Raw genomic sequence first — 26,705 nt, forward strand, 5'->3', positions numbered from 1 at the left:
TCGCGAGTCGGCTATTTCCCCAGTCTACCTGAGCCCTACCTGAGAGGCCGGGGTGGCCGGGGTGGCCGCCTCAGTCGGGATGGACGGCCGGCTCGGCGCGGAGGTCGGCGAGGACCTGGAGCACGCGCGCGACGTCGTGCGGGCCGTCGACCCGGAAGTCCGCCGCCGTGGCGCCCGTGCCGCTCTTGAGGCCCAGGTCGCCGGCCTGGAGCGCGGCGAACGCGTCCTCGTCGGTGACGTCGTCGCCCGCGTAGAAGACGGCGGTCGCCTCGGCGTACCGGCGCAGGTGCTCGACGGCCTCGCCCTTGGTCGCGTGCCGGACGCTGAACTCCAGCACGTCCTTGCCGGAGCGGACCTTGAGGCCCTCGACCTCCGCGTGCGCCTCCTGCGTGGCGACGAGGTGCGCGATGCGGCTGTGCTTCTCGGTCGCGAGGCGCGTGTGGAGGGCGAAGCCGGCGGGCTTCTCCTCGATCCACACCTCGTCGAGCGAGTCGGCGACCTGGCCGAGCACGTCCGAGAGCACACCGCGCTGGGCGAGCTCGCCCTCGTCGAGGGTGAGCTCGATGTCGTCGGTGTCGAGGCGGATCTCCACCCCGTGCGACCCGACGAGCAGCACGTCGTCCGGCAGGTCCGCCACGGCCTCGAGGCTCCGGAGCGCCCGGCCGGACACGAGCGCGACGCGCGTCTCCGGCAGGGCCAGCAGCGCGAGCACCGCGGAGCGGGCCTCGGGGACCGCGCGCGCCTTCTCGGGATCGTCGACCTCCGGCGCGAGCGTGCCGTCGAAGTCGAGCGCGACGAGCAGGCGCGGCGTGCGCGCGAGCTCGGTGAGCGCCTCGAACAGGCGGCCCGGGAATCCGCGGCCGCCCTTGGCCTGGATGTCGGTGGTCAGCTCGGCCACGTGCGCTACCAGCCCTCGTCGAGAGCCGGCGCGACGACCTCTTCGTCGGGTCCCTCGTGGATCGAGGCGGCGTGCGTGCGCCCGAGGTCGGCCAGGAACGCGCTCGACCAGGCGGCCACGTCGTTCTCGAACACGCGCTTGCGGAGCGACCGCATGCGCTTGCGCTGCTCGGCCTTCGGCATCTCGATGGCGCGGAGGATCGCCTCCTTGAGGCCCTCGATGTCGTGCGGGTTCACGAGGAGCGCGGCCTTCAGCTCGTCCGCGGCGCCCGCGAACTCGCTCAGCACCAGCACGCCCTCGTTCGAGTGCTTGGTGGCCACGTACTCCTTGGCGACGAGGTTCATCCCGTCGCGGAGGGCCGTGACGAGCATGACGTCGGCCGCGAGGCACAGCGCCACCATCTCCTCCTTCGGGTACCCGTGGTGCAGGTAGCTGATGGCGGTGTGGCTGATGGAGCCGTAGTCGCCGTTGATGCGGCCGACCGTCAGCTCGATCTCGTCGCGCAGCTGCCGGTACGTCTCGACCCGCTCGCGGCTCGGGCTCGCGACCTGCACGAGCGTGGCGTCCTCGACCGAGACGCGGCCGTCGGCCAGCAGCTCGCCGAACGCCTTGAGGCGGTGGCCGATGCCCTTCGTGTAGTCGAGCCGGTCGACGCCCAGCAGGATCGTCTTCGGGTCGCCGAGGTCGGCGCGGATCTGGCGTGCGCGCTCCTGGATGGCCGGGTCCTTGGCCATCTCCTCGTAGCTGCGGGCGTCGATCGAGATCGGGTAGTGCTTCGCGACGACCTGCCGGGTGCGGAGCTCGCGCACGGGCTTCGACGGCTTCGTGCCGGGGATGGTGAGCGGGACGCCGCCGCGCACGGGCACGTCGACGGTGGATCCGCGGGTCGTGTACCCGAAGAGCCGCCGGACCGCGCGCGTGAAGTTGCCCGCGTCGGCGACGCGCTGGAAGCCGATGACGTCGGCGCCGAGGAGCCCCTCGATGATCTGCGTGCGCCACGGCAGCTGCGAGTAGATGCCGTAGGGCGGGAACGGGATGTGGTTGAAGAAGCCGATCGTGAGGTCCGGCCGCTGCTCGCGGAGCATCTTCGGCACGAGCTGCAGCTGGTAGTCCTGCACCCACACGGTGGCGCCGGGCGCCGCGGCCTTCGCGGCGGCGTCGGCGAAGCGCTGGTTGACGGTGACGTAGGTGTCCCACCACTCGCGGTGGTAGCTCGGCTGCGCGATGACGTCGTGGTACAGCGGCCACAGCGTGTCGTTGGAGAAGCCCTCGTAGTACTCGGCGAGGTCCTGCTCGGTGAGCGTGACGGGGATGATCGAGATGCCGTCGTCGACGAAGGGCTCGACGTCGTGGTCGGCGATGCCCGGCCAGCCCACCCACGCGCCCTCGTTGGCGCGCATCACGGGCTCGAGCGCCGTGACCAGGCCGCCCGGCGAGTGCCGCCAGGAGGTGGTGCCGTCGGGGGCGACGACGCGGTCGACCGGGAGGCGGTTCGACACGACGACGAGGTCGTAGGCGCCGGGCTCGACGTCGGCGCCGTCGTGCGCGGCGGCCGTCGTCGGCTCGGTCGCGGAGGGCGTGGATGAGGGTGGCGGAGTCACGGTTCCCGTCTCGGTTGCGCAGAGCTCTGTGGTACCTGCTCGGTGGGTCGAGGCTACCAGTCCGACCGCGGCGCGACCGGGGGTCGCGCGTCCGCCCGCGTCACATGCGGAGCACCGCGCGGGCCGCGTCGTGCAGCGCGTCGGCGTACGCCGGGCCGTGCGACGCGGCGTGCACGGCGAGCGGATGCAGCTGGTGCAGCGGCACGCGTCCCCGCCAGCCCGCGGCGAGGGATCCGGTGTCCGCGTAGGCGCCGAGCAGGTCGTCGAGGCCCGGGCAGCCGAAGAGCGCGAGCATGGCGAGGTCGGTCTCGCGGTGTCCGCCGTGCGCGGCGGGGTCGATGAGGACCGCGCCGGCGTCCGTCCACTGCACGTTGCCCGCCCAGAGGTCGCCGTGGATCCGCGCGGGCGGCGCACCGTCGTCGAACCGCCCGTGGGCGACGAGGTCGCACGCGCGCTCCACGTCGGACGCCTGCGCGGCGGTCGCGTTCCCGGCGTCGACCGCGCGGCGGAGGTACGGCAGCACGCGCTCGCGGGCGTACCAGGCGCCCCAGCCGTCCCCCGCGCCGTCGGCGGCGCGCACCGACAGCGGCTGACGGCCGATGAACGCCGGGCCGTCGAGACCCCGCGGCGGCGCCCCGAAGGCCGGCGCGCCGGCGGCGTGCGTGACGGCGAGCGCCGTGCCGAGCGCACGGGCGGCCGACCGGGTGGGACGCGCGGTGGCGAGGCGCTCCAGGTCGATGCGGACGGGCGCCACGTCGAGGACGCGGACCACGCGCGCTCCCCCGTCGGGCTCCGCCTCCGCCAGCCAGGCGAGCCCGGCCGCCTCGGCCTCGAAGAACCCGCGCGGCGCGTCGGCCCGCTCCTTCCGGAACGCGCCGGCGCTCCCGATCCCGCCTGATGCCGCAGCCGCCATGCCCGCTCCCCGCCTCGCGGGCGCCACGTGCGGGCACCCTCCCGTCCCGACCAGCATGCCGATCCCCGGTGTCCGCGTCGCGTACCCGACACGCGCCGGACCGCGCGCGTACCCCGCGGGCACAGGGCCGGCAGGTAGGGTCGCCGACGTGATCCGAGTAGGCATGAGCACGACCTGCGTGTACCCCCAGCCCGTCGAGAACGCCTTCATCATGGCGAAGCGCGCCGGCTTCGACGGCGTCGAGATCATGGTGACGAACGACGAGGTCACCCAGGACGCCGTCGCCCTCCGCGCCCTGTCGGAGAAGCACGGCCTGCCCATCCTCTCCATCCACGCGCCCGTGCTGCTGCTCACGCACTTCGTGTGGGGCCGGGATCCGAAGGTGAAGCTGGAGCGGTCCGCCGAGCTCGCGCGGGCCGTCGGCGCCCCCGCCGTCGTGGTGCACCCGCCGTTCCGGTGGCAGGCCGGCTACGCCGAGTCGTTCCTCGACATCGTGCGCTCCATCCAGACGGAGACGGGCGTCGAGATCGCGGTCGAGAACATGTTCCCGTGGCAGGTCGCGGGCCGCAGCATGAAGGCGTACGCGCCCGGCTGGGATCCGCGCGACATGGACTGCGACGCCACCACCCTCGACTTCTCGCACGCCTCGCTCTCCGGCCAGGACGCGCTCGAGATGGCCAAGGCCCTCGGCCCGCGCCTGCGCCACGTCCACCTGTGCGACGGCTCCGGCTCGCAGGACGACGGCCGCATCCTCGACGAGCACCTGCTGCCCGGCCGCGGCACGCAGCCCGTCGCCGAGACGCTCCGCTGGCTCGCCGAGCAGGGCTGGCAGGGCGGCGTCGTGGCGGAGGTCAACACCCGGAAGGCCAAGACCGAGGAGCAGCGGCTCGCCCTGCTCGTCGAGACGCGCGAGTTCGCGCAGCGGCAGCTCCGGCTCGACATGGCTCCCGAGAAGACGCCCGTCGCGCCGCCCGTGGTCTCCGGGTACCAGCGGCTCCGCACCGCGCTCCGTCGGGACAGGTGAGTCGCGGGGCGTCCGACCGGGCGCCCGCCCCTTCCTCCCGACACGCCCGCGCGTGCCCGTCGGGACTGCCGCGCACCCGCGCGGGGTTGGATGGACGAGGGGAACGTCCCCGCACATGATCGACGTCGCGCGCGGCACCGCCCGCCCGCCGTCGGGACCGGAGACACCATGAGCACCACCGTGCACCTCGAGATCCAGGTCGACGAGAGCCGCCTGGCCGACGTCGCCGACGTCCTCGCCGAGACCCTGCAGGCCACCCGCGCGTTCGCCGGCAACGAGGGCCTCGAGGTCCTGGTCGACGACGCCGACCCGGCCCGCATGATCGTCGTGGAGCAGTGGGCGTCGACCGCCGACCACGACGCGTACGTCGCCTGGCGCGCCACCCCGGAAGGTGTCGCCCGCCTCGGCGAGGTGCTGGCCGCGCCGCCCGTGACCCGCGTGTTCAGCGGGCGCATCGCGCTCGCGCTGTAGCGGCGCGGGCACGACGCGCGACGAGGGCCGCCCGGGCATCCGGGCGGCCCTCGTCGCGCGCGGGGACTGATTCCGCCGTCACCGCCCGCTGAGGTCGTAGGGGCGCTGGTGCGGGTCCACGGTGGCGAGGTAGCCGCCGTCCGCGAGGGCGGACGGGACGGCGATCGTGCCGCGGACGGTCGCCCTCGTGCCCGCGACGTCGATCTCGAGGACGGATCCGGTGCCGGCCCGGGACAGGAACAGCTCGGAGCCGTCGTCGGACGCGGCGAGGAAGCGCGCCGAGGATCCGGCGCCCGGCGCCTGCCCGAGGGCCGGCAGCCGCACGGTCGTCACCGCGCCGTCGTACAGGCCCGCGCGTCCGCGGGCGACGAGGGACAGCGTGTCCACGCCGCCCGCGGTCACGACGGCGGCCGCGTACCCGGGCGTGACGACCGCGCGGGTGGACGTGCCCGACCCGAGGGCCACGCTCGCGACGCCCGCGCCGCGCATCGAGGACGACGTCAGCAGGGTGGGCGCACCCGGCCCGGTCCCGGTCTGCGTGCCCACGGCGGTCTCGCCGTCCGGCGCCATCCGGGGACGGTAGCTCTGCACGGCGGGCTCGGGGTAGGGCCGGGCGAGGGACGCGCCGAAGCCGCCGCGCGTCAGCGGCACCGTCTCGATCCCGTCGTGCAGGGTCGAGCCGATCACTGTCCCGCGCGCGTCGGCGACCGGACCGTGCGGGTACGCGCCGAGCGGGGTGGTCGCCACGGGCGTCGGGGACGCGTCGCCGCCGAGGATCGCCGCCACGTCGTACGCGTCGAGGCGGCCGCCCGCGGTCACGACGAGCCGCAGCGGCGAGCCGACCAGGAACGTCTCCATCTCCTCGGTCCCGCGCTCCCCCGTGGTGGCGAGGGTGACCTCGCTCGTGCGGATGGTCGCGGTGCGGGCCAGCTGCCTGCGCGTGTCGAGCACCGTGACCTGCTGCGTGGTGGATCCGTCGAGGTCCGAGCCGACCGCGACGAACCGGTGGCCGGGGTCGTCCGCGATCCAGCCGGCCCGGGTCCATGCGCCCGCGGCATCGGGGATCGGCGTGGCGGACGCGACGCGCGGGACGCCCGACGAGGTGATGTCGACCACGTCGAGCCGCGGCCCGGACTCGTCGACGAAGGCCACGCGGCCGTGGCCCATCTGGATCACGCCCGCGTGCGTGCCGAGCACGGCGTCCGGCAGCGCGCCCGTGATGCGGCCGGTGGACGCGTCGACGACGGACACCGCGTGGGCGGCCGCATCGGCGACCAGCAGCCATCGGGCCCGGGGCGCCGCCTCGGCGGCAGGTGAGGGCGCCGCGATCGAGCCGGCGAGGAGGCCGAGGGCGGCGGCGCCGGCCGCGAGGAGGGAGGGGATGCGCATGGTGCCCGCTTTCTGAGAATGGTTCTCAACAGAATACGGGCACCGGATCGAGCGCCGGACGCGCTGTGCACGGTCCCGCCCCGGCGACCGGCCGACGCGCGCGGCCGCCGAGGCAGGACGTCAGACGGCGACGGCGACCGAGGACGGCGTCGTCCCGGGCACGAGTCCGAGGCTCCTCGCACGGCGGGAGCGCCGGGTCACGAGGTACGACACCGCGAGGCTCAGCAGCAGGAACAGCGCGAGCACGCCGGCCGCGCCCCACGCGACGCCCGGGGCACCGCCCGCGATGATCGCCTGCATGCCCGAGGCCGCGTACGTGAGCGGCAGGAACGGGCTGATCGCCTGGAACGGCCCGGCCATGAGCTGCAGCGGGATCACCCCGCCCATCGCTGCCGCCTGGATGGCCAGGAGGATGAGCGACACCACGAGCCCGGCGCGGCCGAACGCCTGCCGGAGCAGGTGGTGGATCGCCGTGAAGGCCGCCGCCGTGACGACGGCGAACCCGAGCGTGGCCGGCAGCAGCGCGAGGGACAGGCCGAGGGCCGCGTGCACGAGCGCGACGAGCAGCACGACCTGGGCGAGCGCGATGAGGCCGGCGCGCGCGAGCACGCGGCCCATCACGCGGCCGGTCGCGGCCGAGGAGGCGAGGAGCCGGCGAGCGGCGGGGCGCAGCACGAGGAACGTCGCGAACGCGCCGAGCCACAGGCCGATGGGCACGAAGATCGCGGCGATGGCGTCACCCGGGCTGCCGATCTCGTTCTCGCGCTCGACCGTGAGGCCGACCGGATCCGCGACGACGCCCGACGCCTGGGACGCCTGGTCGGCGTCGAGCGAGGGGATCTGCTCGGCGCCCTGCGTGAGGCCGGTGCCGAGGTCGGTCGCGCCGGACGACAGCGACGTGGCGCCGGTCGCGAGGTCGCCCGCGCCCGTCGCCGCGGACGTCGTGCCGGTGCGCAGCTGACCGAGGCCGTCGCTCAGCTGGCGGGCGCCGGAGACGAGCGCCGGCCCGTTGGCCGCGAGCTGCGACGCACCGGACGCGCTCTGCCCGATGCCCTGCTGCACGCCCTGGATCCCGGCGGCCGTCTGCGACGCGAGCGCCTGCCCCTGCGCGGCGTACTGGTCGAGCCCCTGCTCGAGCGGCTCGAGCTGGGCCGCGATGGGCGCGCTCTGCGGGTTCGCGGCGAGCTGCTGCCGGAGCCCCGCCACCTGCGCCGCGATGGTCCCGGCACCGCCCGCGTACTGCCCGACGCCGTCGGAGACCCGCGACAGCCCCGCGGCCCCGGTCTGCAGGCGGTCGAGTCCGGAGGAGAGCTGCGAGACGCCGCCCGTGTACGTGCCGAGGCCGTCCGCGAGCTTCGACGCGCCCTGCTGGGACTGCCCGACGCCGTCGCCGAGCCGCGTGATCCCGTCGCCGAGCGTCGTCGCCCCCGAGGAGAGCTGCGTGGCCCCGTCGGCCAGCTTGTCGGCCCCCGCGCCCGCGTCCGTGAGCGACCCCTTGAGGCCGCCGAAGGTCGTGTAGATGCCGGAGACGAACTGCGAGGTGATGGCGTTGCCGAACACGCTCGTCATGCCGACGCCGACGGCCTGGGTGGCCGCCCCCGTCAGGTAGCCGTGGGCGTCGTCCGTCTTCACGCTGATCTGCGCGCGCTGCGGGGCGTCCGTCGACAGCGACACGATCGAGGAGGAGAAGTCCTTCGGCACCGTGAGCACCGCGTAGACCTCGCCGTCGTCGAGCATCCTCTGGGCCTCGTCGGCGTTCGTGATGGTCCAGTCGAAGGCCTGGTTGTCGTCCGAGGTCAGCTGGGTGACGAGCAGGCGGCCGGCGAGCACGGGCGACTCGGTGCCGTCCTGGGCCTTCTGCTGCACGATCTCGTCCTGGTTGACGATGGCCGCCGGCACGCGCTCGACGCCCTTCGCGACGTCCGAGAGCGAGCCGATGAAGAGGCCGGCGACCGCGAGGGGCACGATCGCGACGAGGGCGACGGCGAGGCGTCGGCGTACGGAGCGGGTGGTCATCGGCGGGTCTCCTTGCCGGTCGTGACGGGCTGGTCGATGTCGGGGCGCTCGACGACGGCGGGTGCGTCGTCGGCGGCGAGGCGGAGGCGCACGGTCGGCCTCCCCGGGAGGCCGTGGTCGTCCGGGAACCACGGCGCGCCCACGAGGACGGTCGTGCTCTCGTGGACGAGCACGAGCAGGGCCGCGAGGAACGCGCGCTCGGCGGCGGCGTCCGGGAACGGATCCACCACGTCGAGCACGAGCACGGGCGCGCGTCCCGCGGCGGCGACGGCCGTCAGCGCGATCGCGCGCTCGAGCGGCAGGAGCGACCCCACCGGATCGTCGGCGCCGATGGGCCGGGCGCCCGCCGCCTCCGCGGCCCGGTCGATGCGGTCGAGCCACTCCTCCTGCCGGGCGCGGGCACCGCGGCGGCGGCCCATCGGCTCGGACAGGTCGATGCGCTCGGCGAGGAGGTCCCCCACGGTCAGCCCGGAGTCCACCCGGTCGACGCGGCCGAGGTCGGCCATCGCGACGCTCGTGAGCACGCGGCCGGACTCGGAGGCGAGCGGGTGGCCGGCGACGTGCGCGCGGCCGGACAGCGGCGCGAGCCGGGCCCCGAGCGTGGCGCCGAGGAGGCGCCGGTCGGCGACGTCGCCCTCGACGAGCACGAGGGATCCGGCCGGGGCGCTGAGGTCGACGGGCGCGAGACGGCGGCCCGGCACGCCCGCCACGAGCCGCTCCGCCGCGACGGCGGCGCCCGACGCGCGGGCCCAGTCGACGTCGTCCTGGTGCTCGCGGAGGCCCTCGCCCTCGATGTCGACGTCCGGGAGGATGCGGTCGAGCCAGCGCGGGATCCACCAGGCGCGCTTCCCGAGGAGCGCCATGGCGGCGGGCACCAGGGTCATGCGCACGAGGAAGGCGTCGAAGAAGATGCCGACCGCGAGCCCGAGGGCGATGGTCTTGATGACGCCGGCGCCCTCCGGCACGAACGCCGCGAAGACGAAGAACATGATGAGCGCGGCGGCCGTCACGACGCGCGCGGCGCCCGAGAAGCCCGTGACGATGGCGCGCCTCGCGTCGCCGTGGTGCACGAAGTCCTCGCGCATCCCGGAGACGAGGAACACCTCGTAGTCCATGGCGAGCCCGAAGAGGATCGCCATGAGCAGGATCGGCATGAAGCTGAGGATGGGGCCCGGCGTCACGCCGAGCGCGTCCGCGAAGAGGCCCTGCTGGAAGATCAGCACCACGGTGCCGAACGAGACGACGACGCTCAGCAGGAAGCCGACCGCGGCCTTCACGGGCACGAAGATCGACCGGAACACGATCATCAGCAGGATGATCGACAGCCCCACCACCACGATCCCGAACGGCACGAGCGCCTGGTCGAGCCGCTGCGAGATGTCGTTCTGCACGGCCGTGGTGCCCGTGACGGACACGCGCGTGTCGTAGCGGTCCCGGAGGCCGGGCGCGAGGTCGCGGATGGACTGCATGAGCGCCGTCGTCTCCGCCGACTCGGGCGGGCTGTCCGGCACGACCTGGATGATCGCGGTGTCGACGGACGGGTTCGGCGTGCCGGTGCCCACGAACGCCACGTCGTCGAGGCCGCGGATCTCGTCGCCGATCTTCCCGAGCACCCCGATCGGGTCGGTGGTCTGCGTGATGTCGACGAGCACGACGAGCGGTCCGTTGTGACCCGGCCCGAAGGCGTCGGAGACGGTGTCGTACGCGACGCGGCTGGTGGATCCGGCGGGCGAGGTCGCCCCGCTCGGCAGCCCCAGCTGCAGCTGCGACGCGGGCACGGCGAGGAGGCCGGCGATGCCGATGACGATCACGACGGGGATGATCGGCACCTTCGTGACGATCGCCACCCAGCGCGCGCCGAGGGTGCGCTGCGTCCCCTCCGCCTGGGCCTTCGCGCGGCGGGCGGCGCGTGAGCCCTCCTTCGGCCGGAGCCGCTCGCCCGCGAGGCCGAGCATGGCCGGCAGCAGCGTCGTCGCGACGCCCATGGCCAGCAGCACCGCGAACGCCGCGCCGAGCCCCATCACGGTGAGGAACGGGATCTGCACCACGAGCAGGCCCAGCAGCGCGATGATCACCGTCACGCCCGCGAAGATCACGGCGCTGCCGGCCGTCGCCACGGCGGTCGCCGCCGACCGCTCGACGGGCATCCCGTTGGCGAGCTGCGTGCGGTGCCGCATGAGGATGAAGAGGGCGTAGTCGATTCCGACGGCCAGGCCGATCATCACGGCCAGCAGCGGCGAGGCGCTCGACACCGTGACGAACTTCGAGGCGGCGAGCAGCGCGCCCGCGGACGCCGCGACGCCGACCAGCGCGCCGACGAGCGGCAGCCCCGCCGCGAGCATCGACCCGAAGGTGAGCACGAGCACAAGTCCCGCGAACAGCACGCCGAACGCCTCCGTCACGGTGACGCCGTAGTGGATGTCCTGGAAGAGCTGGCCGCCGAACGACACCGTGAGGCCCGCGTCGGTCGCCGCCTGCGCGGACGCCTTCAGGGCGTCGAGCGTCGCGGTGGTCACCTGGTCGCTCTGCCCGGCGAACTGCACCGTCGTGATCGCCACGGTGCCGTCGTCGGAGACCGCGTCGGTCGCGTACTCGGAGAACGGGGAGAGCGCGGTGGTGATGCCGGGGACCTCGCCCGCGGCCGTCGCGACCGCCTCGATGGCCGCCTTCGGGGCGTCGTCGGTGACCTTCTCGCCCGCGGGCGCCTCCGTCACGATCTGGGCGCTCGCGCCCGCGGCCTGCGGGAACACGGCGGCCAGCCGGTCGATGGCCTCCTGCGACTCGGTGCCGGGGATCGAGAACGACTCCTGGGTCTTCCCGCCGAGCGCGAGGCCGCCGCCCAGGAGGATGCCGAGGACGAGGATCCACGCGGCGATGACGCGCCACGGGTGGAGGAACGAGATCCGGCCGAGCCGGTACAGAAGCGTGGCCATGGGCGGGTGGCTCTCCTTGCGTGGGACGTGCGCGTGGGGACGTGCGGGGGCGGAGCGGGATCAGGCGGAGCGGGTGCCGAGGGGGGCGAGGAGCTCCCCCACGACCACGACGAGAGCGGCCCTGATCTCGTCGTCGGGCAGCGGTTCGTTGGTGGACCAGTCGTCGCTCGCGGCGAGGATGTACGCCGCGCCGCCGAGCGCCACGCCGAAGCGCAGCTGGTCGAGCGTGCTGTCGAGCGCGCCGGCGGTCTCGCCGAGCGCGCGCACGAGGTCGTTGGCGCGCTCGATCACGGCGAGGTGCCCGAGCGAGCGGCCCTGCGTGATGAAGAGGGCCACCTCGTGCCGGTGCAGCAGGAGGAAGTCGATGAAGCGCTCGACGAACTGGCGCCGGGCGTCGTCGTCGCCGCGGATGGAGTCGGCGCGCTCGATGACCTCGGCGAGCGCGTCGATCGTCGGCTCGAGCAGGGCGTCCAGCAGCGCCTCCTTGGAGGCGAAGTGGTACAGCACGCTCGACTTGGAGTAGCCCGCCTCGTCCGCGATCTGCTGGAGCGACGTGGCCTGGAATCCGTCGCGGGCAAAGCGCGCCGCCGCGATGGTGCGCAGCTCGTCGCCGGCGGAGGCGCGGGGGGTTCGGGTCACGCGGAGAGCCTATGTCGACCGATCGGTCAGTCCCTGCACGATCGGTCAGACTGCCAGTCGTCTGCCAGGCGCGGGCGGCCGATCAGCGCGTGAGGACGAAGGCGAGCATCGCGAGGCCGGCCGTGAGGGGCGCGACCACGAGCCCCAGCAGCATGTAGCGCGACCACTTGATGTGGACCCCCATGCTCACGAGCCGCTCGTGCCAGAGCAGCGTCGCGAGCGAGGCCCACGGCGTGATGAGCGGGCCGGCGTTCACGCCCACGAGGATCGCGACGAGGCGCTCCGGGGATCCCGCGACGGGCTCGAGCGCGAGGTACGCCGGGAGGTTGTCGACGGCGTTGGCGCTGAGCGTCGCCACGCCCGCGAGCCGGAAGAGCGCTCCGGCGTCCTGCCCCTGCCCCGAGACCGCGGCCATGACGGCGGTGAGCCCGAGCGACTGCGCGGCCTCCATCACGATGAACAGGCCCGACGCGAACACCACGAGCTGCCACGGCAGGAGGCCGAGCCGGAGCACCCGCGGACGGCGGACGGCCGTGAGGATCGCGAGGACCAGGGCCGCGGCGAGAGCGGGGATCCAGACCTCCACGCCCGAGACGAGCGCCGGCACGAGGAGCCCCACCACGACGGCGCTGCCCACGAGGAGCACGCGGTCCGTCGGCGCGGTCGGCGGTCCGACCTCGTACCGCGTGAAGAGGTCCTTGCGGTGGATCACGAGGATCGCGAGCACGGGCACCGCGATGGCGACGAGCGCGGGCGCGACCGTGAGCGCCGCGAAGCCGGCCGGGCCGAGCCCGCCGAGCTCGTGCTCCGCGAGCAGGTTCGTGAGGTTGGAGACGGGCAGCAGGAGCGAGGCCGTGTTCGCGAGCCACACCGTCGTCAGCGCGAACGGGAGGGGCGGGAGCCCGCAGTGCCGGGCGAGCACGACGACCACGGGCGTGAGCAGCACGGCGGTCGTGTCGAGCGACAGGAAGATCGTGCAGAGGCAGGCGAGCACGACGGTCGCGAGCCACAGCGCCCACGTGCGGCCGCGGCCGAGGCCCGCCGCCCGCTCGGCGATCCAGGTGAACAGGCCCGCCTCGCTGGCGAGCTCGGTGACCACGGTGATCGCGACCACGAAGAGGAGGATCGGCCAGACCCGCTCGTACAGGACGCCGAGGTCGTCGAGCGGGAGGGCTCCGGTGGCCACGGCGACGGCGCCGACGACGAGGAGCACCACCCCGATGAGGGCTGTGCGCACGGGCGCCTCCTGTCTGATCCGCGATCACTGTACTCACCGCCCACCGGGAGTCCGCACCGGCTGCGGAAAGGGGACGCCGCCCGGCCGGCGCGCGACGGCCGGCCGGCGGCCAGCCGGCGGACGCGACGGCCGGATCCCGGTACCGTGGAAGCACACTGGGAGGTGTCATGCGCAAGTACATCCTGAACGGCAGCGTCCTCAGCGCCCTCGTCGGCGGCTGGAGCACCATGCAGACGACCCGTCGGGGTCCGCGCGACTGGAAGCTCGGGCTCATGTGGCTCAGCTGGGGCATCACGGTGGCGATCGCCATCGGCACGGTCATCGAGGACTCGCGCGACGGGCAGATCGGCAACTAGCCGCCCACCCCACGACGCGCACGCTGCCCGGGCGTGCGCGTCGGTCGCGCCGGGGCGTCAGTCGCGCGTGCGCCAGCGGTCGCCGTCGACCTCGAGGTCGATGCGCTCCTCCGCGGGCACCGTGGAGATCGGCCCGGTGAACAGGCCCGCCCGCGTGTCCGCCTGCGCGGTGCCGGAGAACAGCCCCGTCGGCTCGGGCTCGGCGGCTCGCCGTGCCCCGCGGGGCGCGTCGTCGCCGTGCTCGGCCGGATCCACCATCTGGACGCGCGTCCGCGGCAGCGACTGCGGGCTGTGCTCGTGCAGGAACGCGACGAGGCGCTCGCGCACCAGGCAGCGCAGGTCGAACAGCGTGGGCGCGTCGACCGCCGAGACGAGCACCCGGATCCGCACGTAGCCGCCGACCGCGTCCGTCACCTGCAGCACGGAGACGCGCCCGTCCCAGAGGTCGGTCGTGGCCAGCACCCGGTCGAGCTCCTCGCGCATGCTCGCGGGCGTCGCGCGCCAGTCGAGGTCGAGCTCCACCGCGCCGAGGAGCTCCGACTTGGTGCGGGTCCAGTTCTGGAACGGCGTGGTGGTGAAGTAGGTGGACGGCAGCACCATTCGGCGGTCGTCCCAGATGTGCACGACCACGTAGGTCAGCGTGATCTCCTCGACGCGCCCCCACTCCGTCTCCACGATCACCACGTCGTCGACCCGGATGGCGTCGCTGAAGGCGAGCTGCATCCCGGCGAACACGTTGGCGAGCGTCGACTGCGCCGCGAGGCCCGCGACGATCGAGACGAGGCCGGCGGACGCGAGGACGCTCGCGCCCGCGGCCCGCGCGCCCGGGAACGTCAGCAGGATCGCGCCGATGGCGACCACCACGATCGCCACCACGGTGAGCCGCCGGATGATGAGCACCTGCGTGCGCACGCGGCGGGCGACCCGGTTGTCCGCCACGTCCACCCGGTAGCGCGCGAGCCCGAGGTCCTCGAAGAAGATCGCGAGGGAGCACACGAGCCAGGCGGCCGCGACGATCGTCAGCACGTGCAGCAGGTGGTCGAGGCCGTCGCGGACGTCGCCCGGCGCGACCGAGGAGCGGAGCGCGATCCACACCGCCACCACCACGAGCAGCACGCGGAACGGCCGACGGGCGCGGCGGACGAGGCGGGCCGCCCACTCGCGGCGGCGCGCGATGAGGCGGACGACGAGGGCGACGACCGCGGTGACGAGCAGGGCGGCGGCCACCGCGGCGAGCAGCGTGACGGTCACGGCGACGGCGGGCACGGCGAGCAGGGCGGGCAGGTCCACGGATCCTCCAGGTGGTCGGGCGGACCGCGCTGTCCCGGGCGTCCAGTCTCGCAGGCGCTCCCCGGGGCGGTCCGCCCGTCGACGTCGGGCGGGGGCGCGTCCCGGCGCCCCCGCCCCGGGATCACCGGCGTGTCGCGGGTCAGCCCGGGCGTGTCGCACACGATGATGGTCCCGATCGTCGCTGGTGCGATCGGGGAGGCCGTGGATCATGTTCCGGTGGCGCAGAGGCAAGTCCGTCCCGACCGAGGCCGCGCCCGCGGCGTCCGATCCGAGGCCCGAGGCGCGCGTACCCGTCGGCGCGCCGACCGCTCCCCCGGCGCCCGTCGTCTCGACCGCCACCGGCGAGCTGGCGGCGATCGCCGCACGGCTGCACGGCGGTCCCGTGCGGCCGACCCACGTCCCCGCGCACAAGGCCGTGCCGGAGGACCCGTCGGCGGGCGCCGCGGACGCCGACGCCCGTGATGCCGCCGACCGCGAGCCGGACCTCCGCCCGCTCGCCCTCATCGTGCAGGCCGCGCTCGCCCACCACTTCGGCCCCGCCGGCGCGTGGGCGCTCGTCCGCCGCACGCCCGACACCACGGCCGGCTTCTTCGACGAGCTGATGACGGCGCACATCGCCCGTGACGTGGCGCTCGCGCTCGGCGCCTCCCCCGCGGCCGCCGAGCTGCCGCTCGAGGACGCCCGGGCCGCCGGATCGGACGTGCGCGACGCCTCGGGGCGCGACGCCACGGGGCGCGACGCCACGGCGCATCAGGACGCGGTCGCCCGCGAGCTCGCGGTCTTCGACGAGGATCCGCTCGACGGCTCGCTCGCCGAGCTCGCCGGGGACCCGCGCCGCGTCCCCGCCGCGCTCCGCGCCGCCCTGCGCGCGTAGCCGGCCGCCGCGCAGGCGGCTCAGCCCTTCGGCGCCACCTGCGGACCGTCCCACGGACCCGCGGATCCGGCGGGGTACTCCTCGAGCGGCACGTCGCCCGCGCGCCACGCGGCGATCACCGGCTCGACGATGCGCCAGCACTCCTCGGCCGTGTCGCCGCGCACCGACAGGCTCTCGTCGTCCGCGAGGATCCCGTCGATCACCTGGCCGTAGGGCGGCAGGTCGCCGGCGTCGAAGGCCGTGACGAGGTCGGCGCGGTCGAGGACCTCGGGGTCGGCCGGGCCGTTCACGTTGAGCTCGAGGTGCAGCTCGTCGGGGGCGATGAGGATGCGGATCCGGTCCGGCTCCTCCGCGCCTGTGAGCCCGGTGGGCATGTGCGGCGCGGGCTGGAAGGTCACGACGATCTCGCGACGGTGGTCCGCCATCGCCTTGCCGGAGCGCAGCCGGAACGGCACGCCCGCCCAGCGCCAGTTCGCGATCTCGACCGTCATCTCCGCGAGCGTCTCGGTGCCGCGGGCCGGGTCGACGCCCGCCTCGTCGGCGTAGGCCGGCAGCTGGCGCCCCTCGACGTCGCCCGCCGAGTAGCGGGCGCGGCGCGATGAGGCCACCGGGTCGCCGCCCCATGGCCTCGTCGCGCGGAGCACGAGCGCCTTCTGGTCGCGGATGTCGCGGGCGCCGGTGGTGGCGGGCGGCTCCATCGCGAACACGGCCATGACCTGCAGCAGGTGGCTCTGGATCATGTCGGTGAGCGCCCCGGCGGTGTCGTAGTAGCGCGCGCGGCCCTCGAGCGCGAGCTGCTCGTCGTAGACGATCTCGACGCTCGCGACATGCCGCGCGTTCCAGACGGGCTCGAGGATCCGGTTGGCGAAGCGGAGCCCCAGGAGGTTCCGCACGGTCGACCGGCCGAGGAAGTGGTCCACGCGGTGGGTGCGCTCCTCGGGCACCAGCGTCGCGAGGAGGCGGTTGAGCGCCTCGGCGCTCGCGAGGTCGGTGCCGAACGGCTTCTCGAGCGAGAGCGACGTGCCCTCGGGCAGCGTCATCCCGGTCATCGCCTGGCACGCCCTCTCGGTGACGGCCGGCGGCAGCGCGAAGTACACGGCGGGTGCCGCGTCGCACGCCGCGAACAGGCGCTCGAGGTCCGCCTGCGCGGTGACATCGGCCGGCAGGTAGGTCGTGCCGGCGAGCACGCGGTCGACCGCGGGCCCCTCGGCGCCGAGCGAGGCGAACGACGTGCGGACCACCTCGCGCCAGCGGTCGTCGTCCCACTCCTCCGTGCCCGCGCCGACGAGCTGCAGGTCGAGGTCGGGGCGGTGGGCGAGGAGCTCGCCGAGGCCGGGGAGGAGGAGGCGCGCGGAGAGGTCGCCGCTGGCGCCGAGGATGAGGAGCGTGGAGGTCGCGGGCATGCGGTCAGGCTACGCGGCGCGGGCGGGAACGCAGGCGACGCGTGGGAGCATGGCGCATGGCCATGCGCATCGAGGACTACGCACTCATCGGGGACTGCCACACGGGAGCGCTGGTCGGCCGCGACGGCTCCATCGACTGGCTGTGCCTGCCGCGGTTCGACTCCGCGTCGATGTTCGGGGCGCTCCTCGGCACCGACGAGCACGGATCCTGGCGCCTCGCCCCCGCGCACCCGGACGCGACCGTCTCCATGCGCACCTACCTCGGCAACACGTTCGTGCTCTGGACCAGGTGGGAGACGCCCGACGGCGCCGTCGAGGTCACCGACTTCATGTCCATGGGCAACCGCCGGGCCGACGTCGTGCGCCGCGTCCGCGGCATCAGCGGCACCGTGCGGATGCAGGGCGACCTCCGCCTCCGCTTCGGCTACGCGACCGCGCTGCCGTGGATCCGCAAGCTCGACGGCGACGACCCGCGCCTCGTCGCCGTGGCCGGCCCCGACGCCGTCGTCGTCCGCGGCCCCGAGCTCACCGCCACGAACCGCCACCACGGCGTGGCCTTCGACGTCGAGGCCGGCGAGACCGTGGACCTCACGCTCACCTGGTTCCCCTCGCACCGCAGCGCGCCGCCCGCGTTCGACGTGGACGCCGCGCTCGAGCACACGACCGAGTGGTGGGAGAGCTGGGCGAGCTCCATCGAGCACTCCGGCCCGCACCAGGCCGCGGTCCGCCGGTCGCTCCTCGTGCTGCGCGCGCTCACCCACGAGGACACCGGCGGCATCGTCGCGGCTGCGACCACGAGCCTCCCGGAGCAATTCGGCGGCCCGCGGAACTGGGACTACCGCTACGTCTGGCTGCGCGACGCGTCGCTGACCCTCGAGGTGCTGCTCGCGCACGGCTTCGACGACGAGGCCGACGAGTGGCGCACCTGGCTCCTGCGGGCCATCGCCGGGGATCCGGGCGACGTGCAGATCATGTACGGCCTGAGCGGCGAGCGGTACCTCCCCGAGCGCGACCTCGAGAGCCTGCCCGGCTACCAGGGGTCGGGCCCGGTGCGCGTCGGCAACGGCGCGTTCGAGCAGTACCAGGCCGACGTCATCGGCGAGGTGATGCTCGCCCTCCAGGCCGCGCGCGACGCCGGCGTCGGCGAGACCGAGTTCTCGTGGCCGCTGCAGCGCGCCCTCATCGGCTTCGTCGAGGAGAACTGGGAGCGGCAGGACAGCGGCATCTGGGAGATCCGCGGCGCCGAGCAGCACTTCACGCACTCGCGGGCCATGATCTGGGCGGCCCTCGACTGCGCGGTGCAGGGCGTCGAGCGGCACGGCCTCGACGGACCGGTGGAGCAGTGGATCGAGCTGCGCGACCGGGTGCGCGACGAGATCCTCGACCGGGGCGTGGATCCCGCGACGGGCGCCTTCCGCCAGCACTACGGCACCACCGAGGTGGACGCCTCGCTGCTGATCCTCGCCCAGGCCGGCTTCTGCGCCTACGACGACCCGCGCATGCTGGCGACCGTCGAGGCGATGGAGAGGACGCTCATGCACGAGGGCTTCCTGCTCCGCTACGACACGAGCGCCGGGGTCGACGGCCTGCCCGCCGGCGAGTACCCGTTCCTCGCCTGCTCGTTCTGGCTCGTCGAGCAGTACGCCCGGTCCGGCCGCGAGGCCGACGGCCGCGCGCTGATGGACCGGCTCGTCGCCCTCTGCAACGACGTCGGGCTCCTCTCGGAGGAGTACGACCCCGTCGGGCAGCGCCAGGCGGGCAACGTGCCGCAGGCGCTGTCGCACCTCGCCCTCGTGCGGGCGGCGGACGCGCTGGAGGCCGCGGCGGCCGCGCATCCGGCCGACCTCGACCGCGCGCACCGGGACGGGAACCCCGCGAAGGCCCACGCCGAGGCGGCGCGCGGCGGGTCGTCGACGGCCGCCTGATCCGGCGCGCGCCGGCCCGCCGTCAGAGCGCGTCGAGGAACCGCGCCACCGCCGGCAGCGCGTCGGGGTGCCGCGGGGTGTCGGCGTGCGACGCGCCCGCGAGCTCCACGAGCGGCGCGTCCGGGCGCAGCGCCTTCACGTGGTGCGCGGCGCGGAGGCGCTCGGGATCCCGCGTGCCGGCGACGAGCAGCAGCGGCACCGTGGATCCGGCGACCACCCCGTCGGGCACGCCCGCGTCCCGCTCCGACTCGCGCATGTAGGCGGCGAGCGCGCGGGCGTCGTCCGCGAGGAAGGCGCCGCGCGTGGCGGCGTCCACGGGATGCCCGGTGTGCCGCTCCCAGGCCTCGAGGAAGCCGGGCATGCCGCCCTCCTCGAGCGCCGCGATGCAGCCGGGGAAGAACACGCGGTCGAAGACGCCGACGCCGCTCCGCGGGGATCCCCCGAGGCTCGACGTGGACGCGAGGCGGTCCGGGTGCGCGGCCGCGAGCGAGAAGCCGACCCGCGCGCCGAGGCTGTAGCCCACGTGGTGCACCACAGGAGCGCCGACCGCGTCCAGCACGGCGACGACGTCGGCGACCATCAGGTCCATCGCGTACGCGGCGGGCTCGTGCGGGACGCCGCTGCGCCCGTGGCCGCGGAGGTCCAGCGTGATCACCGGTCGCGTCGGCGAGAGCGCGCGCACCCAGCCGAACCCGCGCCAGATCGCCTGCGACAGGGCCGTGCCGTGCACCAGGACGACGGGCACGCGGTTCCGGTCGTGGGGATCCCCGTCGGCCGGTCGGACGCCGAAGGCCCGGTAGGCGATGCGCGTGCCGTCGAGGGGGTTGGTCGCGGTGTCCACGGGGATCCAGGCTACGCGGAGCCCGGGCACGCCCTACCGGGCGCCCGACGGACCGCGGGCGTCGGGCGTCGGGCGTCGGGCGTCGGGCGTCGGGGCGCGGGCTAGGCGGAGGCGCCGTCGCCGTCCTCGTCCGCGGGGTGCGGCGTGTCCTCCTCGGGCTCGAAGTGGTCGTTCCCGCCGTCGTGGCCGGCCGCGACGCCCGCGGCACCGGCGGGGATCGTGCCGTCGCCGCCGAGCCCCGCGTCGTCGTCGTCGTGCGCGTCGGCCGTGCCGTCGTGGTGGGTCATGTCCGTGCCTCCTCCGGTCGCGCGGCCCGTGCCCGCGTCGTCGCGGGAGCATCGCGGCCGGCGATGTCCTCCCATCCTGCCCGGACGCGTGACCGGCGCCCGCGTGCCTGTCCGCTCGCGGCGCTCAGAGGATCCCGTCACACTCCGACGATTCGTTAGCCTGTCTAATGAGCTAGCCTAAGCACATGCCCGATGCCCCCGACCTGAGCCAGAGCCTGCGCGCCGGCGTCATGCGCCTCGCGCGCCGCCTGCGCGCCGAGAAGGCCGACCACGAGCTGAGCGACAGCCAGTTCGTCGTGCTCGCCCTGCTCCTCCGCGACGGGCCGACGAGCCCCGGCCGCCTCGCCGAGGTGGAGCGCGTCACCGCCCCGAGCATGAACCGCACGGTGAACTGCCTGGTCGAGGCCGGCTACGCCGAGCGCTCCCCCGCCCCCGACGACGGCCGCCGCGTCACGGTCTCCATCACGGATGCCGGCCAGGGGGTCGTGCAGGAGACCCGCCGTCAGCGCAACGCCTGGCTCTCCCTCCGCCTCGGCGAGCTCACGGCCGCCGAGCGCGCCACCCTCGGCGAGGCCGCCGCCCTCCTCGGCCGCATGGCCGCCGCGTGAGCGCCGTCTTCCGGAGCCTGCGCGCCCCGAACTACCGCATCTGGTTCGCCGGCGCGCTCGTCTCCAACGTCGGCACGTGGATGCAGCGCACCGCCCAGGACTGGATCGTCCTCACCGAGCTCACCCGCTACGACGCGACCGCGGTCGGCATCGTCATGGCGCTGCAGTTCGGCCCGATGCTCCTGCTCTCCCCCTACGCCGGCCTCATCGCCGACCGGTACGACAAGCGCCGCGTGCTGATGATCACCCAGGGCACGATGGCCGTCCTCGGCCTCGGGCTCGGCCTCGTCGTGCTCTCCGGGCGCGCCGAGCTCTGGCAGGTCTACCTCTTCGCCCTCCTGCTGGGCATCGCCTCGGCGCTCGACGCGCCCGCCCGCCAGTCCTTCGTCTCCGAGCTCGTCTCCGACGACGACCTCTCTAACGCCGTCGCCCTGAACTCGGCCTCCTTCAGCGCGGCGCGCATGATCGGGCCGGCCGTCGCCGGCGTGCTCATCGCGGGGGTCGGCACCGGATGGGTCTTCCTCATCAACGCCGTGAGCTTCATCGCCGTGCTCTTCGCGCTCACACGCCTCCGCGTCGGCGAGCTCCGCCGCCCGGAGCGCGTCGCGCGATCCCGCGGCCAGCTGCGCGAGGGCTTCCGCTACATCGGCGGGCGACCCGACATCATGGTGATCCTCGTGATCGTGTTCCTCGTCGGCGCGTTCGGCTACAACTTCCCGATCTTCACCTCCACCATGGCGAGCGTCGAGTTCGGCAAGGGCGCCACCGAGTTCGGCCTGCTCTCCTCGAGCCTCGCCGTGGGATCCGTCGCGGGCGCCCTGCTGTCGGCCCGCCGCGAGCGGCCCCGCATCCGCCTGGTCTTCGTCGGCGCCGCGCTCTTCGGCATCGCGACGGGACTCGCCGCGATCGCCCCCACCTACCTGCTCTTCGCCGGTGCCCTCGTGATCGTGGGCGTCGTCTCGCAGACCCTGATGACGAGCGCCAACAGCACCGTCCAGCTCACCGTCGAGCCGCGCATGCGCGGCCGCGTGATGGCCGTCTACATGGCGATCTTCGTCGGCGGCACGCCGCTCGGCGCGCCCATCGTGGGCTGGGTCGCGAACACCTGGGGCCCGCGCGCCGCCGTCATGGTGGGCGCGGCCAGCGGCATCGTCGCCGCCCTCATCGCGATCGCGTGGCTGGTCCTGCACCGGCACCTGCGCGTCTCGTACCGGATCCACCGCACGCCGCACCTCGTGGTCACGCACGACGGCGACGGCCGCGACCGCCGCGAGGACGCGCGCGAGGACATCGAGGCGGACGAGGCGGTCGCGCGCCGCACCTGACGCGCGGAGCGGCGCGCGGCCCGGCGTCAGGGAGCAGGCGTCGGCGTCGCGGTCTGCGGCACGTAGCCGACGTCGTCGAGGCAGTAGTCGAGGAACGCGCTCGTCGCGCGCAGGTACTGCCCGGTGTCGAGCGAGGCCCCGTCCGTGTCGGCGCCCGAGCGCAGCGCCTCCAGCTCATCCACGATGGTCGAGAACGAGGCGACCAGCGGCTTCATGTTCTCGGGCGCCATGCCGGCGAGCGCGGCGTCGCCCTGCTTGACGCGGTCGAGGAGGGTGGGATCCACCTGCTTCCCGTCGCCGAGCGCCTGCACGAGCTTGGTGGAGTCGGGCAGCACCTGCGCGAGCGTCGAGCACGTGGCGAGCTCGTCCTCGGTCGGCGGACCGGGGGCGCGCGTCACGGTCGGCTCGGGGCTCGCGGTGCCGCCGGGGGCGGCGCCCGCATCCGGGGCCCCGCTCGATGCGGGCGCCGTGGTCGCGGGGGCGGGCGCGTCCGCCCCCGTCGTGCAGCCGGCGAGCACGAGAGCTCCCGCCGCGGCCACGACGACCGGCGCCCACGATCGATTCCGGCGAGCCGGACGGTGCGTGCGGGCCATTCCGGGCCTCCTCGGCGCGTATCACAGGTGGTCTGCCCCGCGGAAGTCGATCGACGCGGGTGTCCGGGCGAATGCCCCGTACCACTACCGTATTCGGATGACACGAAGCGAGAGCGACCGCAGCACCGTCACGCCCGATCCGGACTTCGTGGCGCAGGACTTCAGCCACGAGCAGGAGGGCTACCAGCACGGGTTGAAACCCCGTCAGCTCCAGATGATCGCCATCGGCGGCGCGATCGGCACCGGCCTCTTCCTCGGGGCGGGCGGCCGGCTGGCCTCCGCGGGCCCCGCCCTCGCCATCGTCTTCTTGATCTGCGGCGTCTTCGCCTTCTTCATCCTCCGCGCGCTCGGCGAGCTGGTGCTGCACCGCCCGAGCTCCGGGTCGTTCATCTCCTACGCCCGCGAGTTCTACGGCGAGAAGTTCGCGTACGCCGCCGGCTGGATGTACTTCCTCAACTGGGCCACCACCGCCATCGTCGACGTCACGGCCGTCGCCCTCTACATGCACTACTGGTCCGCGTTCACGGCGGCGCCGCAGTGGCTGCTCGCCCTCATCGCCCTCGCGATCGTCCTCGCGCTCAACCTCGTCGCGGTCAAGGTCTTCGGCGAGATGGAGTTCTGGTTCGCGCTGGTCAAGGTGGCCGCGCTCGTGATCTTCCTCATCGTCGGCATCGTGTGGCTCGCCTGGAGCTTCCCCGTCACGGTCGGCGGCGCCGAGGTGCAGACCGGCTGGACCGTGCTGCAGCAGAACGGCGGCATCTTCCCGCAGGGACTCGTCCCCGTCGTGCTGGTCGTGCAGGGCGTCGTGTTCGCCTACGCGGCGATCGAGCTCGTGGGCACCGCGAGCGGCGAGACGCAGGACGTGGAGAAGGTCATCCCCCGCGCGATCAACTCGGTCGTGTTCCGCATCGCGATCTTCTACGTCGGATCCATCGTGCTGCTCTCGCTCCTGCTCCCCTACACGGCGTACAGCGCCGACCAGAGCCCGTTCGTCACGTTCTTCTCCAGCCTCGGCTCGCCCGAGGTCGGCGCCATCGCGGGATCCGTCATGAACTTCGTCGTCCTCACGGCCGCCATGTCGAGCCTCAACGCGGGTCTCTACAGCACGGGCCGCGTGCTGCACTCCATGGGCATGAACGGCTCGGCGCCGAAGTTCACGACGGTCATGTCGAAGGGCGGCGTGCCGTTCGGCGGGATCCTGCTCACGGGCTCGATCACGCTGCTCGGCGTGGCCCTCAACGCGGTCGTGCCCGACCAGGCCTTCGAGATCGTCCTGAACGTCGCGGCGCTCGGCATCGTGGCCGGATGGGCGACCATCATCCTGTGCCAGATGCGCCTGCGCACCTGGGCGAAGCAGGGCAAGGCGAAGGAGCCCACGTTCCGTCTGCCCGGCGCACCCGTCACGTCGTGGCTGACGCTCGCGTTCCTCGTCAGCGTGCTCGTGCTGATGGCGATCGACTGGCCGATCGGCACCCTCACGGTCGCATCGCTCGTGATCATCATCCCGCTGCTGGTCGTGGGCTGGTACCTGCAGCGCGACCGGATCCTCGAGATCGCCCGCGTGCGCGAAGGCGTCACCGGACCCTTCCCCGTGACCGGGCGCGACGCGGCCGACCAGCGGAAGCGCTGACCGGCGCCGATCAGCCCGACCCGACGCCGCCGTCCCCGACCCCGGGGGCGGCGGCGTCCTCGTCCGCTCGCACGGCGGGCTGCGTCGGATCCGGCCGCAGCCGCCTCCCGAAGGCCAGGAGCTCGGCGTCGTGCTGCATGACCCACGCGACCGCGGAGTCGAGGCTGTCCCTCCGCTGGACCCACACCCGCAGCCCGTCGGATCCGAGGCCGCACGCGTAGACCTCGTAGGAGAACGGGGCCGCGAGGTCGGCCCGATGCCGCAGCACCCATCCGAGCGCCGGCCCGTCGCCCACGCGGACGATCCACGCGCCGCGCACGGGGTGGGCGTGCGGATGCCCCGGCACCGGGCTGATCGCCCCGGTCGCGTCGCCGCTCTGCTTGCTCCACATGCGGATCCCCTCGGGTTCGCCCGACGCGTGCCCCGTGCCCGCGCCGACGCCCGGCCGCGTCGACCCGAGCGTACGCGCGCCCACCGACGCCGCCCGGGGATGCGCCTCAGGAGCACGCCGTGAGGACGCGGTCGACGGCACCCCGATCCGCGTCGTCGATCGAGAGGCCGTACCTGCTCGCGACGAAGGCGAAGCGGGTCACGTAGAGGCACCGGTACGCCGGATCCGGCGGGAGCCACGTGCCCGGCCCCTGATCCGACTTGTCCTGGTTGCTCGGGCCGTCGACCGCCTGCAGCTCGTCGAGGTCGGTGGCCAGGCGCTCGCGTCGCTCGTCGGACCACGACCACGCCCCGTGCTGCCACGCCCAGGACAGCGGCACGAGGTGGTCGATCTGCACGGCCGCGCTCGTGCGCGGACCGCGCGCGAAGTCGATCCCGTGCCCCGTGTACACGTCGTCGAGGTGGCCCGCGACCACCGTGCAGCCCGGGTCGGACGGCGCGAAGGCGACGCGGGCGAGGTCGCGGACGAGCACGTCGTCGCGCTGGTCGCAGCCGTTCCCGTCCGCGTCAGCCCACGCCGGGCCGAAGGCGTCGCGGTCGTAGCGCGGGTGCCGCTCGCGTCCGTCGCCGGGGATGGCATCGGTCATCCGACGCGCGGCTGCCACGTCGATCCGGCCATCCCGCACGAGTCCCGCCTCCGCGAGCGTGCGCACGACCGCGCCATCGACGACCGTGGCGCTGAGCTGGCCGCCGCCCGCGTCCGGCCCGAGGACAGCCTCGCGCACCCCCGTGACCACCGCGACGAGGACGATTGCTGCGGCCACCGCCGCCATGAGGACGCGCGCCGCCCCTCGCCTGTCCGACAGGACCCGCGCGAACAGGCGGCGCGTCACGCGCCGTCGCCCTCCGCGCCGCAGCGTCCGTCCGCCCATGCCGCCCCCGTCCCGAGGGCATGGCTACACCGGCGATCCGCCTCGGTCATCGGAGAGGACGCGGCAGGCGGCGGACGGCGGCGGCGCCCCCATGGGGAGGGGGTGACGGACGCGATGACGCGCCGGACCGGGGAGGGACCGACGGCGCCGGATCAGATCAGCGCGCGCACGGCTCCGGCGAGCGGGAGCACCGCGCCCAGGGACGACGGACCCGGGGTGTTCTGCCCGGCGGTCGCGAGGCGCACGAGCGCGAAGGCGACCACGGCGACGATGACGACCGCGGCGATCACGTAGATCCAGATGCGCAGCCCGCGGCCTGCCGGCTGGAGGGGATTCTGCTCGAGGGGGCCGTCGTGGTCGGGTCGTTCGGGGTGATCGCGCATGATCGCACCCTACGCCGGGGCGGACGTCGTCCGACGGCCGCCCGGAAGCGCCGACGGGCGGTCCCCCGGGTCGGGGGACCGCCCGTCGGCGGCGATGCGCCCTCGCGGGCGCGTCGGAGGGTCAGGCGGAGATGCTCTGCGCGAGGACGCCGTCGAGGACGACGGAAGCCTCCTCGTCGGTGGACTTCTGCGCCAGCGCGAGCTCCGAGACGAGGATCTGGCGGGCCTTGGCCAGCATCCGCTTCTCGCCCGCCGAGACGCCCGAGTCCTGATCGCGGCGCCACAGGTCGCGGACGACCTCGCTGACGCGGCGCACGTCGCCGGAGCCCATCTTCTCGGTGTTGGCCTTGAAGCGGCGCGACCAGTTGCCGGCCTCCTCCTCGACGTCGCCGCGGAGGACGTCGAACACGGCCTCCACGCCGGAGCTGTCGATGACGTCGCGCAGCCCGACGAGCTCGGCGTTGTCGACGGGCACGTCGATCACCAGCTCGCTCTGGTGGATCTGGAGGGTGATGTACTTCTTGTCGACCCCCTTGATGGTGCGGGTCTTGACCGCGGTGATCGTGGCGGCGCCGTGGTGGGGGTACACGACGGTCTCCCCTACTTCGAAAATCATGCAGTGCTGTCCTTCGATACCTCGAGATGTGTGCCGGAGATGTCGCGCACGCGCATGCACAGCCGCGTGGGCGCCGACGTCCCGCTCCGCGTCCGACGCCGTGGGCGTGGCCGAGGTGCGTGGCCGGTGCA

25 protein-coding genes are annotated in these 26,705 nt (G+C 74.2%); 8 read left to right on the forward strand and 17 right to left on the reverse strand.

Translation table 11 applies throughout. From position 1 onward, the window contains the following. Positions 1–70 precede the first annotated feature (70 nt). The 3 genes from otsB to ITJ44_RS03935 all read right to left on the reverse strand — a co-directional run bounded on the left by otsB (position 71) and on the right by ITJ44_RS03935 (position 3,412). Positions 71–898, reverse strand: coding sequence for a trehalose-phosphatase (gene otsB, locus ITJ44_RS03925; protein ID WP_194633433.1), 828 nt, complete (start codon positions 896–898; stop codon positions 71–73). 5 nt (positions 899–903) lie between these two features. Further along, a complete protein-coding gene (locus ITJ44_RS03930; protein WP_194633434.1) occupies positions 904–2,499 on the reverse strand; it encodes a trehalose-6-phosphate synthase in 1,596 nt (531 codons plus the stop codon). A gap of 100 nt (positions 2,500–2,599) precedes the next feature. After that, positions 2,600–3,412, reverse strand: coding sequence for a fructosamine kinase family protein (locus ITJ44_RS03935; protein ID WP_194633435.1), 813 nt, complete (start codon positions 3,410–3,412; stop codon positions 2,600–2,602). 148 nt (positions 3,413–3,560) lie between these two features. Between ITJ44_RS03935 and ITJ44_RS03940 the strand changes: the two genes are divergently transcribed. Both ITJ44_RS03940 and ITJ44_RS03945 read left to right on the forward strand, forming a co-directional pair. After that, positions 3,561–4,436 carry a sugar phosphate isomerase/epimerase family protein gene (locus ITJ44_RS03940; protein WP_194633436.1) on the forward strand — a complete coding sequence of 292 codons (876 nt, stop codon included), beginning with the start codon at positions 3,561–3,563 and terminating at the stop codon, positions 4,434–4,436. A 168-nt stretch (positions 4,437–4,604) separates the two neighbouring features. After that, on the forward strand, positions 4,605–4,907 hold the full coding sequence (locus ITJ44_RS03945; RefSeq protein WP_194633437.1) for a putative quinol monooxygenase: 303 nt from the start codon (positions 4,605–4,607) through the stop codon (positions 4,905–4,907). Between the two features lie 78 nt (positions 4,908–4,985). On the opposite strand, the gene ITJ44_RS03950 is transcribed toward ITJ44_RS03945, so the two are convergent. From ITJ44_RS03950 to ITJ44_RS03970, 5 genes are all read right to left on the reverse strand, one after another. Then, positions 4,986–6,296: a hypothetical protein gene (locus ITJ44_RS03950; protein ID WP_194633438.1), complete on the reverse strand. Its 1,311-nt coding sequence runs from the start codon at positions 6,294–6,296 to the stop codon at positions 4,986–4,988. 120 nt (positions 6,297–6,416) lie between these two features. Further along, positions 6,417–8,312 (reverse strand): YhgE/Pip domain-containing protein, encoded by a 1,896-nt coding sequence (locus ITJ44_RS03955; RefSeq protein WP_194633439.1) that lies wholly within the window; start codon positions 8,310–8,312, stop codon positions 6,417–6,419. Beyond that, positions 8,309–11,245: an MMPL family transporter gene (locus ITJ44_RS03960; RefSeq protein WP_194633440.1), complete on the reverse strand. Its 2,937-nt coding sequence runs from the start codon at positions 11,243–11,245 to the stop codon at positions 8,309–8,311. The genes ITJ44_RS03955 and ITJ44_RS03960 overlap by 4 nt, the downstream gene beginning before the upstream one ends. Before the next feature lie 60 nt (positions 11,246–11,305). After that, positions 11,306–11,884, reverse strand: a complete 579-nt coding sequence (locus ITJ44_RS03965) for a TetR/AcrR family transcriptional regulator (RefSeq protein ID WP_194633441.1) — start codon at positions 11,882–11,884, stop codon at positions 11,306–11,308. A gap of 82 nt (positions 11,885–11,966) precedes the next feature. Next, the gene (locus tag ITJ44_RS03970; RefSeq protein ID WP_194633442.1) at positions 11,967–13,121 is read right to left on the reverse strand and encodes an SLC13 family permease; all 1,155 of its coding nucleotides are present in this window, start codon (positions 13,119–13,121) and stop codon (positions 11,967–11,969) included. Between the two features lie 167 nt (positions 13,122–13,288). On the opposite strand from ITJ44_RS03970, the gene ITJ44_RS03975 reads away from it, so the two are divergent. Then, entirely contained in the window at positions 13,289–13,477 is a 189-nt protein-coding gene (locus ITJ44_RS03975) for a hypothetical protein (protein WP_043560687.1), read from the forward strand. 57 nt (positions 13,478–13,534) lie between these two features. On the opposite strand, the gene ITJ44_RS03980 is transcribed toward ITJ44_RS03975, so the two are convergent. Continuing rightward, positions 13,535–14,767 (reverse strand): mechanosensitive ion channel domain-containing protein, encoded by a 1,233-nt coding sequence (locus tag ITJ44_RS03980; RefSeq protein ID WP_194633443.1) that lies wholly within the window; start codon positions 14,765–14,767, stop codon positions 13,535–13,537. A 208-nt stretch (positions 14,768–14,975) separates the two neighbouring features. On the opposite strand from ITJ44_RS03980, the gene ITJ44_RS03985 reads away from it, so the two are divergent. Continuing rightward, positions 14,976–15,641 carry a hypothetical protein gene (locus ITJ44_RS03985; protein WP_228494480.1) on the forward strand — a complete coding sequence of 222 codons (666 nt, stop codon included), beginning with the start codon at positions 14,976–14,978 and terminating at the stop codon, positions 15,639–15,641. A 20-nt stretch (positions 15,642–15,661) separates the two neighbouring features. On the opposite strand, the gene ITJ44_RS03990 is transcribed toward ITJ44_RS03985, so the two are convergent. After that, positions 15,662–17,044 carry a glucose-6-phosphate dehydrogenase gene (locus ITJ44_RS03990; RefSeq protein ID WP_194633444.1) on the reverse strand — a complete coding sequence of 461 codons (1,383 nt, stop codon included), beginning with the start codon at positions 17,042–17,044 and terminating at the stop codon, positions 15,662–15,664. A 41-nt stretch (positions 17,045–17,085) separates the two neighbouring features. On the opposite strand from ITJ44_RS03990, the gene ITJ44_RS03995 reads away from it, so the two are divergent. Then, the gene (locus ITJ44_RS03995) at positions 17,086–18,969 is read left to right on the forward strand and encodes a glycoside hydrolase family 15 protein (RefSeq protein ID WP_370551613.1); all 1,884 of its coding nucleotides are present in this window, start codon (positions 17,086–17,088) and stop codon (positions 18,967–18,969) included. A 22-nt stretch (positions 18,970–18,991) separates the two neighbouring features. Here ITJ44_RS03995 and ITJ44_RS04000 read toward each other — a convergent pair whose 3' ends face one another. Together ITJ44_RS04000 and ITJ44_RS04005 are read right to left on the reverse strand one after the other, a co-directional pair. Continuing rightward, positions 18,992–19,810, reverse strand: a complete 819-nt coding sequence (locus ITJ44_RS04000) for an alpha/beta fold hydrolase (RefSeq protein WP_194633446.1) — start codon at positions 19,808–19,810, stop codon at positions 18,992–18,994. Positions 19,811–19,911: 101 nt separating this feature from the next. Further along, positions 19,912–20,097 carry a hypothetical protein gene (locus tag ITJ44_RS04005; protein WP_194633447.1) on the reverse strand — a complete coding sequence of 62 codons (186 nt, stop codon included), beginning with the start codon at positions 20,095–20,097 and terminating at the stop codon, positions 19,912–19,914. A gap of 185 nt (positions 20,098–20,282) precedes the next feature. On the opposite strand from ITJ44_RS04005, the gene ITJ44_RS16065 reads away from it, so the two are divergent. After that, a complete protein-coding gene (locus tag ITJ44_RS16065; RefSeq protein WP_194633448.1) occupies positions 20,283–20,705 on the forward strand; it encodes a MarR family winged helix-turn-helix transcriptional regulator in 423 nt (140 codons plus the stop codon). Beyond that, entirely contained in the window at positions 20,702–22,030 is a 1,329-nt protein-coding gene (locus tag ITJ44_RS04015) for an MFS transporter (RefSeq protein WP_194633449.1), read from the forward strand. The genes ITJ44_RS16065 and ITJ44_RS04015 overlap by 4 nt, the downstream gene beginning before the upstream one ends. A 26-nt stretch (positions 22,031–22,056) precedes the next feature. Here the strand turns inward: ITJ44_RS04015 and ITJ44_RS04020 are convergent, their stop codons facing one another. Further along, positions 22,057–22,623 (reverse strand): hypothetical protein, encoded by a 567-nt coding sequence (locus ITJ44_RS04020; RefSeq protein ID WP_194633450.1) that lies wholly within the window; start codon positions 22,621–22,623, stop codon positions 22,057–22,059. Between the two features lie 97 nt (positions 22,624–22,720). Here ITJ44_RS04020 and ITJ44_RS04025 point away from each other — a divergent pair, with 97 nt between their 5' ends. Continuing rightward, the gene (locus ITJ44_RS04025) at positions 22,721–24,253 is read left to right on the forward strand and encodes an amino acid permease (protein ID WP_194633451.1); all 1,533 of its coding nucleotides are present in this window, start codon (positions 22,721–22,723) and stop codon (positions 24,251–24,253) included. Between the two features lie 10 nt (positions 24,254–24,263). Here ITJ44_RS04025 and ITJ44_RS04030 read toward each other — a convergent pair whose 3' ends face one another. The 4 genes from ITJ44_RS04030 to ITJ44_RS04045 all read right to left on the reverse strand — a co-directional run bounded on the left by ITJ44_RS04030 (position 24,264) and on the right by ITJ44_RS04045 (position 26,574). Continuing rightward, positions 24,264–24,644 carry a hypothetical protein gene (locus ITJ44_RS04030; RefSeq protein ID WP_194633452.1) on the reverse strand — a complete coding sequence of 127 codons (381 nt, stop codon included), beginning with the start codon at positions 24,642–24,644 and terminating at the stop codon, positions 24,264–24,266. Between the two features lie 106 nt (positions 24,645–24,750). Beyond that, positions 24,751–25,575, reverse strand: a complete 825-nt coding sequence (locus ITJ44_RS04035) for an HNH endonuclease family protein (RefSeq protein WP_194633453.1) — start codon at positions 25,573–25,575, stop codon at positions 24,751–24,753. A 152-nt stretch (positions 25,576–25,727) separates the two neighbouring features. Continuing rightward, positions 25,728–25,958 carry a hypothetical protein gene (locus ITJ44_RS04040; RefSeq protein ID WP_194633454.1) on the reverse strand — a complete coding sequence of 77 codons (231 nt, stop codon included), beginning with the start codon at positions 25,956–25,958 and terminating at the stop codon, positions 25,728–25,730. 121 nt (positions 25,959–26,079) lie between these two features. Next, positions 26,080–26,574, reverse strand: coding sequence for a CarD family transcriptional regulator (locus tag ITJ44_RS04045; RefSeq protein WP_012298114.1), 495 nt, complete (start codon positions 26,572–26,574; stop codon positions 26,080–26,082). Positions 26,575–26,705: the final 131 nt, after the last annotated feature.

Source organism: Clavibacter sp. VKM Ac-2873 (assembly GCF_015351075.1).
Classification (GTDB): Bacteria; Actinomycetota; Actinomycetes; order Actinomycetales; family Microbacteriaceae; genus Clavibacter.

What these genes read in the sequence shown, in the direction of transcription:
- ITJ44_RS03935 (WP_194633435.1), bottom strand. Translation starts at nt 3,412, where the DNA reads ATGGCGGCTGCGGCATCAGGCGGGATCGGGAGCGCCGGCGCGTTCCGG.
- ITJ44_RS03945 (WP_194633437.1), top strand. Translation starts at nt 4,605, where the DNA reads ATGAGCACCACCGTGCACCTCGAGATCCAGGTCGACGAGAGCCGCCTG.
- ITJ44_RS03950 (WP_194633438.1), bottom strand. Translation starts at nt 6,296, where the DNA reads ATGCGCATCCCCTCCCTCCTCGCGGCCGGCGCCGCCGCCCTCGGCCTC.
- ITJ44_RS03955 (WP_194633439.1), bottom strand. Translation starts at nt 8,312, where the DNA reads ATGACCACCCGCTCCGTACGCCGACGCCTCGCCGTCGCCCTCGTCGCG.
- ITJ44_RS03960 (WP_194633440.1), bottom strand. Translation starts at nt 11,245, where the DNA reads ATGGCCACGCTTCTGTACCGGCTCGGCCGGATCTCGTTCCTCCACCCG.
- ITJ44_RS03975 (WP_043560687.1), top strand. Translation starts at nt 13,289, where the DNA reads ATGCGCAAGTACATCCTGAACGGCAGCGTCCTCAGCGCCCTCGTCGGC.
- ITJ44_RS03985 (WP_228494480.1), top strand. Translation starts at nt 14,976, where the DNA reads ATGTTCCGGTGGCGCAGAGGCAAGTCCGTCCCGACCGAGGCCGCGCCC.
- ITJ44_RS03990 (WP_194633444.1), bottom strand. Translation starts at nt 17,044, where the DNA reads ATGCCCGCGACCTCCACGCTCCTCATCCTCGGCGCCAGCGGCGACCTC.
- ITJ44_RS04005 (WP_194633447.1), bottom strand. Translation starts at nt 20,097, where the DNA reads ATGACCCACCACGACGGCACGGCCGACGCGCACGACGACGACGACGCG.
- ITJ44_RS16065 (WP_194633448.1), top strand. Translation starts at nt 20,283, where the DNA reads ATGCCCGATGCCCCCGACCTGAGCCAGAGCCTGCGCGCCGGCGTCATG.
- ITJ44_RS04020 (WP_194633450.1), bottom strand. Translation starts at nt 22,623, where the DNA reads ATGGCCCGCACGCACCGTCCGGCTCGCCGGAATCGATCGTGGGCGCCG.
- ITJ44_RS04025 (WP_194633451.1), top strand. Translation starts at nt 22,721, where the DNA reads ATGACACGAAGCGAGAGCGACCGCAGCACCGTCACGCCCGATCCGGAC.
- ITJ44_RS04030 (WP_194633452.1), bottom strand. Translation starts at nt 24,644, where the DNA reads ATGTGGAGCAAGCAGAGCGGCGACGCGACCGGGGCGATCAGCCCGGTG.
- ITJ44_RS04035 (WP_194633453.1), bottom strand. Translation starts at nt 25,575, where the DNA reads ATGGGCGGACGGACGCTGCGGCGCGGAGGGCGACGGCGCGTGACGCGC.
- ITJ44_RS04040 (WP_194633454.1), bottom strand. Translation starts at nt 25,958, where the DNA reads ATGCGCGATCACCCCGAACGACCCGACCACGACGGCCCCCTCGAGCAG.
- ITJ44_RS04045 (WP_012298114.1), bottom strand. Translation starts at nt 26,574, where the DNA reads ATGATTTTCGAAGTAGGGGAGACCGTCGTGTACCCCCACCACGGCGCC.